Annotated in this window: 7 protein-coding genes; 2 read left to right on the forward strand and 5 right to left on the reverse strand. The window is 28.4% G+C overall.

Features of this window, described 5'->3' with window-relative positions:
• Window positions 1-22: 22 nt before the first annotated feature.
• On the forward strand, window positions 23-1,027 hold the full coding sequence (locus H9M94_RS01465; protein WP_187469813.1) for a nicotinate phosphoribosyltransferase: 1,005 nt from the start codon (window positions 23-25) through the stop codon (window positions 1,025-1,027).
• A 748-nt stretch (window positions 1,028-1,775) separates the two neighbouring features.
• Here the strand turns inward: H9M94_RS01465 and rplL are convergent.
• From rplL to H9M94_RS01480, 3 genes are all read right to left on the reverse strand, one after another.
• Window positions 1,776-2,147: a 50S ribosomal protein L7/L12 gene (rplL, locus tag H9M94_RS01470; RefSeq protein WP_187469814.1), complete on the reverse strand. Its 372-nt coding sequence runs from the start codon at window positions 2,145-2,147 to the stop codon at window positions 1,776-1,778.
• Window positions 2,148-2,176: 29 nt separating this feature from the next.
• Window positions 2,177-2,674, reverse strand: a complete 498-nt coding sequence (gene rplJ / locus H9M94_RS01475; protein ID WP_187469815.1) for a 50S ribosomal protein L10 — start codon at window positions 2,672-2,674, stop codon at window positions 2,177-2,179.
• A 213-nt stretch (window positions 2,675-2,887) separates the two neighbouring features.
• A complete protein-coding gene (locus H9M94_RS01480; RefSeq protein ID WP_187469816.1) occupies window positions 2,888-13,453 on the reverse strand; it encodes a GDSL-type esterase/lipase family protein in 10,566 nt (3,521 codons plus the stop codon).
• 345 nt (window positions 13,454-13,798) lie between these two features.
• Between H9M94_RS01480 and recO the strand changes: the two genes are divergently transcribed.
• Complete coding sequence (gene recO / locus H9M94_RS01485) at window positions 13,799-14,488, forward strand: DNA repair protein RecO (RefSeq protein ID WP_187469817.1); 690 nt, start codon at window positions 13,799-13,801, stop codon at window positions 14,486-14,488.
• 15 nt (window positions 14,489-14,503) lie between these two features.
• Here recO and H9M94_RS01490 read toward each other — a convergent pair whose 3' ends face one another.
• Both H9M94_RS01490 and H9M94_RS01495 read right to left on the reverse strand, forming a co-directional pair.
• Entirely contained in the window at window positions 14,504-15,361 is an 858-nt protein-coding gene (locus tag H9M94_RS01490; RefSeq protein ID WP_187469818.1) for an ABC transporter permease, read from the reverse strand.
• The gene (locus tag H9M94_RS01495; protein WP_187469819.1) at window positions 15,361-16,320 is read right to left on the reverse strand and encodes an ABC transporter ATP-binding protein; all 960 of its coding nucleotides are present in this window, start codon (window positions 16,318-16,320) and stop codon (window positions 15,361-15,363) included. Before H9M94_RS01495 ends, H9M94_RS01490 begins: the two co-directional genes overlap by 1 nt.
• Between the last annotated feature and the right edge of the window lie 157 nt (window positions 16,321-16,477).

Consider the following 16,477-nt stretch of genomic DNA (forward strand, 5'->3'; position numbering starts at 1 on the left):
TTTAATAACTTTAAGGAGAGAAATGCTAGAAAAAGAAAAATATATCGCATCATACTTTGGTAAATGCAAAGAAATATTAGCAACAAAATTACCAAATAACAAAATTGTACTTCAATTCTTTCAACGTAAAGATGATTCAATTCTTTGTGGGATGAATGAAGTTTTAAAATTACTTGAAGAAGTTACTGATACATCAAAATATACTATTAGATATTTACCAGAAGGATCAAAAATTAATGCATTAGATATTTGTTTAGAATTAGAAGGTCATTATCAAGATTTTGGTATCTGAGAAGGTATGATTGATGGAATTTTAGCTCGTTCAACATCAATTGCAACTAATGCTTATCATTGCGTACATGCAGCTAATGGTAAGGAAGTGATTTTTATGGGGGATCGCGCAGATCACTATATTAATCAAGAAATAGATGGGCATGCTGCTAGAGTTGGTGAAATTAAAAGTATGTCAACACAAGCACAAAAAGATCCAAATGACACTGATGAAGCAATCTTCGGAAGTATGCCGCATATTTTAATCCAAGGTTTTAATGGTGATGTCGTAGCAGCAACAAAAGCATATCATGAGTTATTTCCTAATAACAAATTAATTGCATTAGTTGATTATCACAATAATATCATTCGTGAATCATTAAGTGTTTGAGAAGTACTAGGAGATAAAGTTTGAGGTATTAGAATTGATACTTCAAAGAATATGGTTGATCATATGTTTGATGGTGAAGAACCACAATATGGTGTTAATCCAGAGCAAATTATTCGTCTTAGAAATGCACTTGATCAAGCAGGTGCAACAAATTATAAAATCGTTGTCTCAAGCGGATTTAATGCAGATAAAATCAAGTTATTTGAAGACTTAAAAGTGCCAGTTGATTATTATGGTGTCGGACAAAGTATCTTTAAATTAAACAACTCTTTTTCAGCAGATGCAACTATATTAAATGGCAAACCACAAGCTAAAGAGGGTCGTGGTTACCGTCATAATCCAAATTTAATTGAATACAAGAAATAATGAAAAAGAAAGTAGTCAACCAAGCCGATGGATTGACTACTTTTTTCATTTTTTAAAACTAATCATTGTAATCTTCAAACTGTCAACATTATTCTATAGCAGTTTAAGATTTTACCTTTTTCACCACAAAACTAAAATGGTGAAAACTTATATTCATGTACATATTAAGGGCTGTGTGTTGTGTTTAACCATAATATAAAATAAGATATAAATATATAAATAAAGGATTATTTTATGTATAAAACATGAACAACACATTATAGAAAGCGTATTTGTATAATCTAATGATCAAAATGTATTTATACCAAAAATAAATTTTAGTACCAAAATGAGTTTGATTTTAGAATAATAAATAAACTATATAAAAGAATGATATTTAAATAGAATTTATAAGAATATGAGATTTTTCTAACCGTACTTATATTCATGACTTGGTTTGTTTCTGACTAATATTTAAAGCATAAATGTCATACTATAAAAAATTATCTAATAATGAGTGAAAGATTTATTTTAAATTTGTCTTTTGTGTTTTTGAGTTTGAGTTTTCTAATTGATTTTAATGAATAATTCTAGAGGTTCCTTGTAACCAAACTACTTAAAAATAATCTGATTACACACATATTCTAATATTTATTCACTCACAGTTTATAAAAATTTTGAATTTTTTTCAGAAATTTCCACATTTACAAAAAATATGAAAAAATCCGCATTTTTGAATACGGATTTTCTTTATTATAATGTTATGAAATTATTCAATTGTAACTTCAGCACCAGCTTCAACAAGTTGTGATTTAAGTTGTTCTGCTTCTTCTGGTTTGATGTTTTCTTTAATAACAGCTGGTAATGCATCAACGATTTTTTTAGCGTCCATTAATGAAAGACCTAAAATGTCTTTAACTACTTTGATAATAGCAACTTTTTTACCATTGTCTGATTTTAATACTACTTTAACGCTTGATTTTTCTTCTGATCCACCTTCTGCAGGAGCAGCAGCAACTGCAACAGCGGCTGTTGGGTCGATTCCGAATTCTTCTTTCATTGCGTCTACAAGTTCCATAACTTCTTTAATTGTCATTTCTTTTAATGATTCGATGAATGTTTCTTTTGTTAATTTTGCCATAATATTTTTTCCTTTCTAATTATGTTTAATTATTCTGATTTACCTTCACTTACAAGTTTAAGTGATAATGAGATTTGTTGTAATGGTGCCATCATTGAACGAGCAAGAATTCCAAGTGCTTCTTCGTATGTAGGAAGAGCAGCAACTTCTTTAACACCTTGTGCATCAATAGCTTTACCTTCAAATGTTCCGGCTTTAATAACCATTAATTTGTGAGCTTTGGCGAATTTTACTAATAATTTAGCTGCTGACATATCGTCATTGTTTGAGAATGCGAAAATGTTAGGTCCAACTAAGTGGTCTGCTAAATCAGCGTATCCTAATTCGTTTGCTGCTAATTTGAATAAACGATTTTTGTAAACTTTGATTTCAACACCAAGTTTTTTAGCTTCTTTTCTGAATTCTTGTAATTCAGCAACTGTTAATCCACGGTATTCAGCAAATGCCACAGCGTGTGAATTTTTGATTTTGTCAACGATTTCTAAAACAACTTCTTTTTTAGCTGCTTTAAATTTTGATTCTGACATAAATATGCCTCCTTTCAAAATTATTGCAATACAATTGAACTTAAAGTGATACACTCGGTAACTTGATTAAGCTAAGTGCCGTTACTGTCTTTATGTATTGCTTATGTATTATAATATAAATTTTCAATTTATGAAATTAATTTTTAACTTATAAAAATTGGTGTAAAACAAAATATCTCGAAGTAAATTCCGAGATATTTTTGATTAAATTAACTATCTTCTTGGGGCCATTCCATCTACCAACATATCAAGCAATACATCTGTTTTTGTTTTTGCTGTATGTCTATCCTGTGGACGAGATTTTCTATAGTAAAGATATGCGAGAACTTGGTCCCTTCAATAGTTGTTGTTGTTTGTTGAATTTGATCTATTTCCAGTAAGGAATTCATAGTTATATCAATCACCACCGTCTGATCCCATTGCTCTCTTTTGTTGAGAATTGAATCTAGCAAATTGCCCCCCAATTCTTCAATCATCTCTAACTTCAGTAAATGCTCCTGATGTACCATCGAGGAAGAGGTTTTCGGCTTCTAGTGTTGAACCATTTCAAAATAAGAAATCACTAATTCCAGCCTTATCCTTAAGAATTCAAAGCATCACTGTTGTAATTCTAAACATTGCTTTATATTCATCATTTTGACGATAATCATTAATGTTATAGTCGTTATTTCTAATCTTACGTTTCATTTCGCTAAAGATTGGCTTGTAAATAATTCTAACAATGTCTTTAAATTGCGAAACAACGTCGAAAATGTTTGTCCCTAATTCAAAACCATGGTTAAGAAGTTTCTTCTCTGCAGGATTATTAGCATCACTATCAGTTGTACGTACTGGAATTGTATGTGTTTTTAAATCTGATTGTTGAATATCAAACGCACTAATAATTACATCATAAATACCGGTTACATTTTCAATACTACTTGCAGTGAATAAACGGTTGATGAATTTTACATAAGATTCATCTCCCATAGTTGCAATTCATGTTTGAAGCAATCCTTTTTTAGCAAGGATTTTTGCAAATGAAATGTTTTTCTTATTATCTGAAAGAATAATGCTTAATGAACCATCTACGATTGCTTTAAGCGCAGAGTGAATACGGTTTTCTGTAGTTTCGAAGTCAATTGCTTTTAAGTTATCATAAACTGCATTAATAATATCTGATAAGACATTTTGAGATGTTGCAGCAGCTAAAAGCCCTTTAATTACATTATTTAACATTGGTAAATCTTCATTTGTAAATGCAAAACCAAGATTGTTGAATGTTTTCTTAGCAATTAAAGCAACTCCTTGTGAGATTTCATCATCTTTGTTTTGGAATACCGAAACAAGTCATTGTCTTAAACTGTTTTTAATTGCGTCTGAGTTTGGTGATCTAAATAACTCATTCATTGCAGATAAGTAAGTTGTTTTGCTTGCAAATGCTTCGGTTCTAGAAATACCATCATCAACAATTGTATTAAGTAATGATCTTAAGTTTTCACTATTTAAAATACCTAAAACCATTTTGTTGAATTTCTCAGGATCATTATCATTACCAAGAACTAAATATCCTGGGTTTAATGTTGTAACAATTTCACTAATTTTATCTTTTTTAGATAATAAAGCATTAATTATATCTTTAAGAAGTTGTGAAATTGTGTCTTTATTTTCTGTAAAGACTGGATCACGAAGGATTGCAGCAATAGTTCTTCATTCATCAAGTTGAACCGATTTGAATGCAGTTGCACCTAATTGTGAGAAGAATTGTGTATCATTTTCTGATTTTTCAATTAAACCAATAACAGCATCTAATATTCAATCAAATACACCAATACGATCTGCAACTTCTGCAAGTTTAGTCGACATAACTCCAATGAATTTTTCCATTGCTGTAGTTTTTTCAATTTCAAGGAATTTTAAGAACTTATTAACCGCAGTTGATACAAGTGTATTTCCTTCATCTGAGACAAAAGCTGATTTAATTGTATCTTTAATAAGTTGTTTCATCTTTGTTTTGTTTGCAGGCACTTTAATGTAAGTTTGCACAAGTCCAAAGAAACTTGTTACATTATCAAGATCAGTTGGGTGTGCAATGTAATAGTCAACTACTGCTCCAACAATTGAAGAAATGTTTGGATCTTGAATAACTCTATTTACAAATGCTGCAAATTGATCTGCAGAGAATAAGTTTTTCTCAATTCAATTTTGTGTTTTTTCAGGCAAGAAGTTTCAAGCAATATTACCTGGATTTTTATGTTGCGCAAAGTAATTAATTGCATTAACAATAAACTGAACTAAGTTATTTCTTTGATTATCTGCAATTGTATTTTGTGTGTTAAGTTTAAGAACTGTAATGATCTTAGATTGGAAATCATCTTGTTTAAATAAGTTTACAAATAATTCTTTAAGTTTTGGAAGAATAACATCTGCTTGTGGTTTAAGACCATTGATTGCCATGTCATTGATTACAATATCAAGAATTCCTGTAATAACATCAAAGTTTTGATCAAGGTTTAAGAATAATCTTGAAAGATGTTTGAATAATAATTCTGGTTGATCAATGTCTTTTAATAATGAACTATATTCACTATTTTTAAGGAATGCAGTTGCTAATTTACCAAATGTAGTTCTAAATTGTTCTGATTGTAATACTTTATGAGCTACACCCTTAACTGTTTGGAATCATTTTGTTCTAAATGCATTGTCTTCAAATGCTTTTCTAAAGAATTGTGAGTATCTATATGGTTCTTTAAGTGCATCTCAATTATCAAAGATGTGATCTAATAATTGAATTACAACATCTTTTGTTTCAGGAACGTTTGCAATGAATTTAACTAAACCAATTACATCATCTTTCTCTATACCGTAGGTCTTAAATGTTTCATCAAGTCCAATTAGGTTATAAAGGTTGTTGTAGAAGTCGTCATTATTTTTAAATGCATCTAATAAACTTGAGAACAATTTGTAAATTGTGTCACGGTTTTGTGGTATTGCATCACCCTTAACAATTAATGCTCTAAAGATCTTGTAATCATATCTAAAGATTGCTTTCTTAAGAATATTTACAAAGCTTGTAGGGAATTGTGCAATACCATCAGTTACTAATGTATTTGCTGAATTTACAACTAAATCATTGTATAGCTCTGATGATTTTAATCATGGAACAATCATTGATAATACAGCTTTTGTAAGACCTGCGCGGTCAATTCCGGTCATATCAAGTGATAATGATTCAATAAAGTAATTTGTTACATCTAAAACAATGTTTGTAGCAGCATCCGATTTAAGAAATTCATCCATAATTGTAAGGATGTTATCTTTTTGATCTGTTAAGAACATTGTTGATTTTAAGAATTTATCAATTAATAATAATGGATTATCAATATCTTCAACTCATGCATGTCTTTCAACGAAGTATGGAACAATTTCTTTTACTAATTCATCCATTTCTGGACGACTTAAAATGAAGATAAGTCCATCATTTAAGTGTTTTCTTGTTACATATTTAAGAATTGGTGATTCATCTTTAATTACAGCATCAGTAACTAATTTAACTAATCCTGCTAGATCACCTGTTGTTCTTAATCCAGAGTAAAGTTTCTTAACAATTTTTGAAATTGCTGCTGAATTATTTTGGATCGCAGGAACATTAATAATCTTTTTAATAAATGCTTTTGGGTTTGAAGTAATCTTATCTGAAAGAATTGTTTTAACAACATCTGGAATTTCTTGGATTTTTGCAAGAATTTCTTCATCTGGTAATTTTGATGCTTCGATAAGTTTATCAAACACAGCGCCAATAATGTCATTTCCAACTTCAACTGCATCAAAAATACGTTTAAGTCCACCAGATAGATCTGTAATTGCTCTAGCAACATCTTCATCTTCAATATCAATACCATATTTAGCCAATGTACTACTTAATAAGTCTTTGATAAATTGGTTTGTATCGTTTGATGTAAGAATATCTTCAATTAATCCTACGACATGAGCTTTTATGGTTTCTGGATTATTTATTTTAAATGCAATTTTGATAATATCAGCATATTTCTCAACTGAATTAAATTCATCTAAATGATTAAGTGAGTTTTTAACTGATTCAACAAAGATACTGTTGAAATGTCGGTTTCTAAGGATGAATGTAGCAACTTTTTTAATCGTATCAATAGAGGTGAATTCATTAATTTTTGCAGTTTGTTCAGCACTTAATGAACTGAATATTTGATCAACTAATGAATCTACCGGAACGTTTTGGAAGACATTATCAATAAGTGTAATAATATCTTGTTTATTAGTTGTGAATAATGGTGATTGGATTAAATCTTTGAATGTAGCAATAAATTTCTTTTCAAATTCAGTTGCATCATCACCAACTGTAAGTTTAAATGCTTTACCAATTGATGAAATAATCCCTGAAGTATTAATTATTGTACCATTTTCAGCTAAATAGTTAACAAGCCCATTGAATAATACTTCTGAAATATTAAAGTGTTTATCAACTATGTTATAGATACCAACGATATTTGTAGCAAATGATTCTACATCTGCAATACCTTGGAAGTAAGGTGCAAGAGTTTCTTTTTTCATTACTTCAATTAGCAATGATTTAGCAAGTGAGATAACACCTGATTTTGAAAGTGCTTGGTTGATTAAGTTAATGAATTTTGGACGAACTTCATCAACAAAAACTTTATTCTTAGCAAATACTTTAACTAAATCACTGTAACTTGTTGCACTTGCAAATGATTCATGATTATTAACAACAAATTTTGAAATTGTTTTAATAATTGCTTTAAGATCATCTGAAGTTACTAATTCAGTGATTGAATTACGTAATTCATCTTCAGTTAAATGAAGTTTTGCAGCGATATTTGCTAATGAAACTTTGTCTTGTAATAATTTATTAATATTGTCTAAAATTAAGAATTTGTTTAAAAGATTTGTAACTAATTCTTCGAATGCTTCACGATCATTTTCGAGTAAGTTTGCACTTATTGCAGCTTTAAGATATTTGAAATCTGTAAAGTCAATAATTGTTGTAATTTTAGCAACAAACTTAGTAATAAATTCTGTATTATTTTGTGCCTCTTTTGCAGCTTCATTTGCAATGTTAACGAATTTGCTAATTAAGTCAATTTGTGGATCGATTGAAATTACTTTCTTAGCAACGTCTATAAGTTTGTTGTAGAAGTTTTGACTAAATCCATTTTGTAATAATAAGTTATCTTTAAGAACTGCATCAATTGCTGTTTTAAGGATTTTTGGTGTTTCTTGGTTATATAAAACAGTTGATGTGAATCTTACTAATTCAAAACGTTTGCTTTCTAAAACGTTTGATGACTTGATTAATTGGAAAATAGTTTCAACAGGGTTATTGATTAAATCAGGTAATTTATCTTGTTCAATTACTTGGTCTAAAACCGGTTTTAAAATTAATGGTAAGTATGTGTTAGATAATAATGAATTTACTAACGATTTAAGTGCATCCTTATTAAGATATTTACTTACATTTTCATCACTAATTCCATCAATTTGGTTTGCAATGAATGCTTTAACTTGTTCATTGTCTACTAAACTAGTAATTGCAAAGTTTAATGCAAATTTAAGATATTCTTTGTTGTTTGCGTAAATTAGTGAAGCAATGATTTTATTAATGAAAGCAACTTTATCTTTGTTGAATTCATTTTTAATTAACTCAAGAATTCCATCGCCAATTCCATTTAAAACTTCAAGTGAGTTTTGTGCAGTTTTTGCTTTTTCAATGTATCCTGAAACAACATCAATCACTTGTGGGTAGATGTTTAATGACTTAGCAAGCGGAATAATATTATTTACAAAATCAGTAATGAATTGATCTGTTATTTCACCATTGTAAAGTCCGTTAACATGTAATAAGATAGCATTTTTAATCACTTCAATAATTGATGTAGTTGTTTCAGAGTCTGATGTAACTTCTGTAATTAAACCATCAATTTGATTTTTGATACTTTGTAAGTCAATTTTTGATAAGTAAAGTTTTAATAAATCATTAAATGAATTTACGTTTTGAATTTCACTAATTGAACCTAAAATTGCATCAACTTGTGTCGAGAACATTTCTCTAAAGTTATTTGAATTTAAGATAAAACTAAATGCTTTTTGAAGTTTATCTTTACTTGTGTAATGTAAGATTTGTGTATTTAAATCACTTGTTACAACTGCATCATAAATACTATTGAATAACTCAGGTGTTGATGAAAGTTTATTGTAAATATTAAAGATAATTGTTTTAATATTTACTGCTTCATCATTAATTAAATTGCTTGAAGCTAATTTAAGAAGTTGAATTACATTAGTTTCTAAATTAGCACCACTAAAGTCTTGTTTAAATTCATTACCAATAATTGAGATGATATCCGTAATGTTTGTGTAGTTTCCATTTTGTGCATAAGCATTTAATGAATTAATAAGTTTTTGAATTATGTTGAATTGATCAATATTTGCATCAACAAGATCAAATACTCTTGAAATAAATTGATCTAAGTTTGTAACATTTTCAAATACTCAGCTAATATTTTCATTATTTTTAATTAAAGTTGTAACTCCCTTAACAAGAATTGCCTTAAATGTAGGGTTACTAATTACACTTGAAAGAATTATCTTAAGTTGTGGTGTTACATTTGTGATGAATTCACTATCTTTAAGCACTTTATTAATGAAGTCAAGAACTGATGTGGATGATGCTAAAAGATTACGTTTTGTTGTGATTAAATCTAATGCATTTCCAACTAAAGTATCAAAGTCCGGTGTAGATATAACTGTTTTAATTAATGTAATTACATCACTATTTTCAACACCAAATTCTTGTGCCTTATCGCCTAAGTTGATTTTGTTGATTAAGAAATCAAAAACTTGTTCATTTTTAAGTGTTTGATATGTATTTTTTGCAAGTTCTTTTAATAATTCAAGGTGTTGTTCAGGAATTTCAACTGCAAAAATCTTTTTAACAAAGTCTCAACGAGCAAGATCAAATGAAGCTTTGAGTTTTGTTGGGATATCTTGAACAAATTTATCAAGTGTTGTAAATCCAACTAATGCATTTGTTATAAAGTCGTCAATACCATTAACAACATCAGCATCAACTTTAAGTGCATTAAACACTGCACCTAATGAACTTTCTAATGCTTGATCATATTTATTTGTTGTTATTGGTGCATTTAATTCTGATGCAGCAAATTTAACAACTTTAACTAATGTTTTAGCTAATCTTGCTTGTGGTATGCTTCTTAAAATTATTGGTTTTATTGTATTAGTTACTAAATTTTTAACTTCATCTTTTGCAAAGAAATATTCAGCAAGTGCTTTTGGTTGTGCAATTAAATCAATTCAACCTAGATCATTTGAAAGAATCGGAACTAGAGCAGGAATAATCTCATTAAATGTTTCATCTGAGGCAATAGTATTTATAAGTGCTTTAATTTCGTTTTTATCAACGAATTGTTCAATTGCAGTATTACCATCAACTAAGTTGATTAAAGCATTTTTAACTAAGTTACTAATTGTATGAGTTTTTTCTAATTCATTAATTGCATAAACCGCAATTTGAGCAATGATGTTTTTATGGTTTGTAACTACTGGTTTATTGATTAATGAACCAATTAAACCTGTTATATCATTGTTGAATGTGTCTAATAAAACAGTTTTAAGTGATGTAGGAATCTTAGTGATAAGAACACTTGGATCACTTGCTGCTTTAGCTTCATTAAATACTTCAATTACTTTGTCTATTAAATTATTTAATAGGTTGTTTTCTGTTAAAAGCGAACGCATTGCTACAACAAAATCATCAGCAAAACTATCAATGTCATCATTTGTTGCATTTAAGTTAATTTCTTTAACAATTGCAAGAACTACATTTTTAAGAATATCTTTAGTTTGTTCTGAAGTTAAAAGATCATTTGCAAGTTTTTTAAGTGATGCAGAAATTGAATCGGCGTCAAAAATACTAAATAATTTTTCAAATAGTTCTCTAAATGTTGTAAGACCTTCAAACTCATTTAAATAATTTACTAAATTATTAAATACAGAATTGAAAATGTCTTGTGTATTTTGATTTACTAAAATGTGGTTTACAAGTTTTGCTAATTGCTTTTTAGGAATAATTCCTTCGACTTTTGCAAGAGTATCTGCTGGAATTGCATTAATTATTCCACCACCAATGTTCAATCTATCTGCTGCTGCAAAAATATTTTTAATTAATTGAACAATAAAATCACTATTATCTTGAATAATATTTGTTTTAACAAAAATGTTTAATAATGTAAATGCAACCGGATTATCTTGTGCAGTTGGAGCAGGTGTACTTGATGTTGGGTTTGACTCATCACCAGATGGTGCAGCTGTACCTTCAAGAATTGCAGTAGCTTCATCAGGATTCATTGTTGATTCAGATGAAATACCTGCTTTTGCTTTTTTGTATTTGTCTAATGCTTTTTCAAATGCGTCTGTAGCACTTAATTGTGGGTTTGAAGTACCATTTTGATTAATATTTTTGATGAATTCTTTAATAAATGATGTGATAAAGTCATTTGCTTCATCTGTTTTTAATAATGAAATTTTTCCTATGATTGAATCAATTAACTTATCTGATTGATCTTTAGTTAAATTAGTTTGAAGCTCATTTGTAGTAATGATGTTTCATAATAAGTTTTTAAGTGCATTTTTAACTGCTGGTTTTTCAACAATATCTCAGAAGAATTTGGCAACAGTTTGTGCAATTGTATCAATTGCATTTTCATCATGGAAAAATACAGAAATTAAATCGTCAATTGTTTGAAGATCTTGCAATTGTTCTGAATTATTAATGAAAGCACTAACTAATGAATTTACCAATTCACTAAAGTTTGAATTTTTAAGTATGCTTGTAATTAAATCTTTTGCATCTTCAGGTGAAATGCTTAAGAAATCTAATTTTTTCACTAAATATGAACTTAGTTGTCCTGAAATAATTTCAGCATTATTTTTAAATAAGTTTGTGAAAACTGTGTTTAATGCGTCAATTAATTTCGCTTTATTATGGTTAATGAAATTTGATTTAGCAATTGCTGAGATGAATTTTAATAAGTTTTCAGTTGTTAAGAATTTTTCTTTAATAATTTGTGGAATATCTTCTAATTTAAGAATTCCTTCTTGTTGTCTACGAGATAATTCCATTTGGAAATCATAGATTCCTTGTTGGATAATCTCAGAATCAATAACAGATGAAATAATTGAGTAAATTCCATTTTGACCATTATTTTCAGTGTCTAAAATTAATTCTTTTAATTTACCTTCTGGGTCAATTTGATTATAAAATTCGTTATTTGTTGCAAAGTTAATAACTTCTTTTACAACATGTTGGAATGTTTTAGAAAGTTCTAAAAGACGTCTTCCATAGTGCATTGGTGTTCTTAATTTATCAACTTCATCAACAAAAGGTATATGTTTTTCTAAATATGCTTGTGTTGAATCTCCTAATACATCTTCGTTTGAACTAAGTGGTTCAATTTGGTATGTAGATTTACCGTCGCTTAATAAGTATTTTTGTGTAAAGTTATACTTTTCAGGATTGTAGTCAGCTACATTAAATGTTGGAGTTGTAAGTTTTAAATAAATGTCCATTGCCATTTTCTTGTATCCTGACATGTTTGGGTGAATGTCAAAATATACATCAGAAAGTGCTGGTGCATTATTTTTTCAGTATTGTGGGTTGTATGGGTTGATAATGTTTATACGACCAGTGTATTGATTAGCAACATCGTAAAGTCCTTTGTTTACATAATCTAAAACAAGATCTAATGGTTCAATTCCAAGGTTACCAAGTTTGTTTTTAAAGTAGTTTGAAAACACTTGAATGAAACCAGTCATTGCCATTGGGTATGCAACAATATCAATATTTGCTTCAGGTGCTAATGTTGAAATTGCAGCAATTAAAGTTGTTAATCTATCTTTGATTACTGGAATTGTGTTGTTGAGTACATTAGTAATGAACTCAATTGTTTTTTCATAATTTGGATTATCTGAATTTAAATTTTTAAGTTGTGCAAAGATGTTTTGTCTTGAAATTGCTTTGAATGCTAAAAAGAAGAAATCATTTGCACCTAATGTTAAAGTAACAAGGTTTGATTTTGCAAGTCTTGCCTTAAATTCATTTCTAAATGCTTCATGATCTTCACCAAACATTTTGTTTAATGTCGCTTCATTTGCATCATCTCCATAAGTGTTGTTGTAGTCAATGTCTAAAATCTTAATTCAGTCAATAATTCTTGAACCAGAATAAGCATAGTTTTTGAAACTTTCAACACGGTTATTATCATCAAGTAATCTTGCTAGGAAAGCAGGTCATGATGCACCAGTAATTTCACCATCAGGTGTTTTTTCACCTAGATAGTCTTTTGGTAATGCTGCATCAAAACCAGCTGAAATCGAATCACCAAATGCAACATAGTTAATTTTCATTGATTTATCAATGAATTTCGGTGATACCTTTCTTGTTAAACTTTTATCTAAATCATCTTTAAATGATGTTTCAGAATTTTTCTCTTTTGAACCATCAAGAATAGATGTATTAACATTTTCATCAACTTTAATTTCACTATCATCAACGTTTTTATTAATTTGAACGTTTGAAGTAGTTCTTGTTTTTGTAGATGTAATGTCTTTTTCGTCACCAGATTCAATTGGTTTTGAAGAACCAGGTGCTCTAAATGAACACGAAGCTAAAAACGCAGTTGAACCTACGAATGCTAATATACTAGCTAATATCTGTTTTGGTTTTTTCATAAAAACCTCCATTTTTTGCATATTTAGTTTGTATGTTTTATATAAATTATTTATATAAAAAAATACTACCATAATTTCTTTCAATGAAACCATTTGCCAGTTACGTCCCGTATTTAAGGGATTTTTTATCATTTTTATGCGTTTATATCTATTTTATAGATATAAAAGAATTTTGCAATGTGGAATGAAAAATCTAAATCATTTAATTTTGAAAACTTTTTTTATTTATTTTTCAAATAAATACCTTATTTTTGAATTTTTCACATTTTTTAACTGGTGCGAATTTTGCGTGGTTTTTGTATGTTTTTATTTAGATCTGGAATGCAAAAATATTACAATTAAATTATGGCTGAAAGCATTACAAGAGCATTAGTTTTGGATATTAAAAAACATGAAGAAAATGAATTTATTGTCACTTTTTTTAATCAAAAAGGTGTATTTTCATTGTTTGCTAAAGGCTTAGAAAAACCAACTTCTAAGAACAAAAGTAATTTAATTTTGGGTGGAATTGTAGATATTGAATATTTCGCTGCACGTTCAAAAGAAAAAGTGGGAAGACTCAAAAAAGCAACATTAGAAACTGCATTAGATATTACAAATCGAAGTAATTCAACTTTATTCATTGAGTTAAGAAAATTATTTTTAAGAATCCAAAATAACAACCATTTATTTTTAGAATATCAAAGATACATGGATGATTTCAATGAGAAAAATAATCAATATGTTTTGACTTATTTTTATGCCCAAGTAATGCCGCACTTTGGTATTTCACCTTCATTCAACAAATGTTTTGCGTGCGGATCAACTAGAAATTTTGTAAACTTCGAAATTAACAATGGTGGGTTTATTTGCAACCAACATGGTCAAAAAAGTTTTTTAAGTCCATACGTTTTACATAGTATTTGAGCATCTTTTCACAATCTACTTTCATACATCGAAATCACAGATATAAAACTTAATTATGAATTACAAATGTTATACAAAAACACCTTGCAGGAAGCGGGAATCGTAAATTTAAAAGCCGGAACTTTATAATTCCGACTTTTTTATTTATCTTGATTCTTTAGCATTATATCTTAGTGTTATTGTTAAAATTCCCACTATGCTTGCAAATGATAATGCATAAATTAAGGAACCATATCATGGCATATCAAGTGATGCTCATGTAATATTGAATTGTGATGCAAAACCGTTAAATTGACTAATATCACTAAATACTAGATATCTAAGTAATGAAGTAGTTTGTGTAGCAGGAATAATTGTTGCAAAACCTTGAATAGCAACAGGTAAAACTGTTAATGGTATAAATGCACCAATGAAAAATCCTGAAATTGATGACAATGCACCTGATAATGCTGAGAAAATTGAAACATTTTTAATATAACTAAATACGAAACCGAAAAAGATTGAATTCATCATTGCAGCAAGAACAATTATTGCAAAAATTTCTAAACCTTTTAACGCTGAAATAATCGAAACAGTTCCTCTAATTGCCATATAAATTAAAACCAAAAAGTACAATAGTGTAGTTATAAAAATATTCAAAAGCACATTAACAATTAAGTAACTTGCACGAATTAAAGAAGGTTTGATTGGTGTTGTAATTAAATCGTTAAAAATTTTCTTTTCAGCATCTTTGACCATAAAAATTGAAAGTGATATCGCACTTGTTAAAGTTGTAATACCTAATAAACCAACTAGTAACGAACCATCAATAAATTGATTTTTAATTTCTCTTAAATTAGGTGTGTCTGATGGTAAATTTACTTGATTTTCAAATAAATAGTAGCCAAATAAAACGAATAAAAAAATTGTAATAATTGGTGAGAAAAAAGTTGTAACCATACTTCTTTTATCTTTTAAAAAGAGTTTGATATTTCTCTTGACTAATCAACATAATTCAAACATTATTTACTTACCTCAACATTTCTTTTTAACTCGGTTACATTGAGAAAAACATCATCCATTGTACCTTTTACTAATTCAAAATCACCTAAAATTCTTGAATGTTTTAAAGCAAAATTTATTGCTGTTTCATAATTAGTAAATTTAAGTGTGTAACAATTATCTTCATAGCAATAATTAATTCTTTCTTGCTCTAAAAATAAGCTATTTTCTTGTGTTTTTGATTTGAATCAATATATCTTACCGAAGCTGTATTTTGTTTTTAATTCACTTGGAGTTCCTTGAACTAATTTATTACCTTTGTCAATAATAATTACATAATTGCAATTATTTGCTTCTTCCATGTAATGTGTAGTTAATAATATTGTTAATTTACGTTCCTTCTGAATTTTATGCAATGTTTCTCAAACTAGTTTTCTAGCTGATGGATCAAGTCCAGTAGTAGGTTCATCTAGAAACAAAATTTCTGGTTTATGAATTAAAGCACGAGCTATATCAACACGTCTACGTTGACCACCCGATAAGCTCGCATAACTTTGGTTTAAGATGTCTTGTAATTTAAAATCATCAACAACACTTTTAACTAATGCTTCTGGTTTTGAATCACTAAAATACCTATGATATAGTGCTGCACGTGTTAAAAGATTATCATAGACTGATAATTTATCATCAAGAATTGATTCTTGAAAAACTATTCCAATCTTTCTTTTGATTAAATTAATATCTTTTATCTGATCAATATCAGCTCCATAAATTTTAAGAAGCCCCGAGTCCTTTTTAACAAGATCTAAAATAATATTTAATGTTGTTGTTTTACCAGCCCCATTAACTCCTAAAAAACCAAAAAGTTCACCTTTTTTCACCTTAAAACTAAGGTTATTAAGTGCTTTTTTGTCTTTAAAACTTTTATTTAAATTTTCAATTTCAATGACATATTCATTGTTTTGTTCTATTGTCTTCATGTTTTATCCTTTTATACAATAATTTTATACTTTTTAACTCACTGCATGAATAATTAAAAAATTAACAAAATACCTTATATTATTGTGATGTAGGTCTATAAAATCAATATTAATATTTTTTAATATTTAGCAAATTAACTATAAATATGCTAAAATT

It is taken from the genome of Mycoplasma sp. Pen4 (assembly GCF_014352955.1).
Classification (GTDB): domain Bacteria; phylum Bacillota_I; class Bacilli_A; order Mycoplasmatales; family Metamycoplasmataceae; genus Mycoplasmopsis.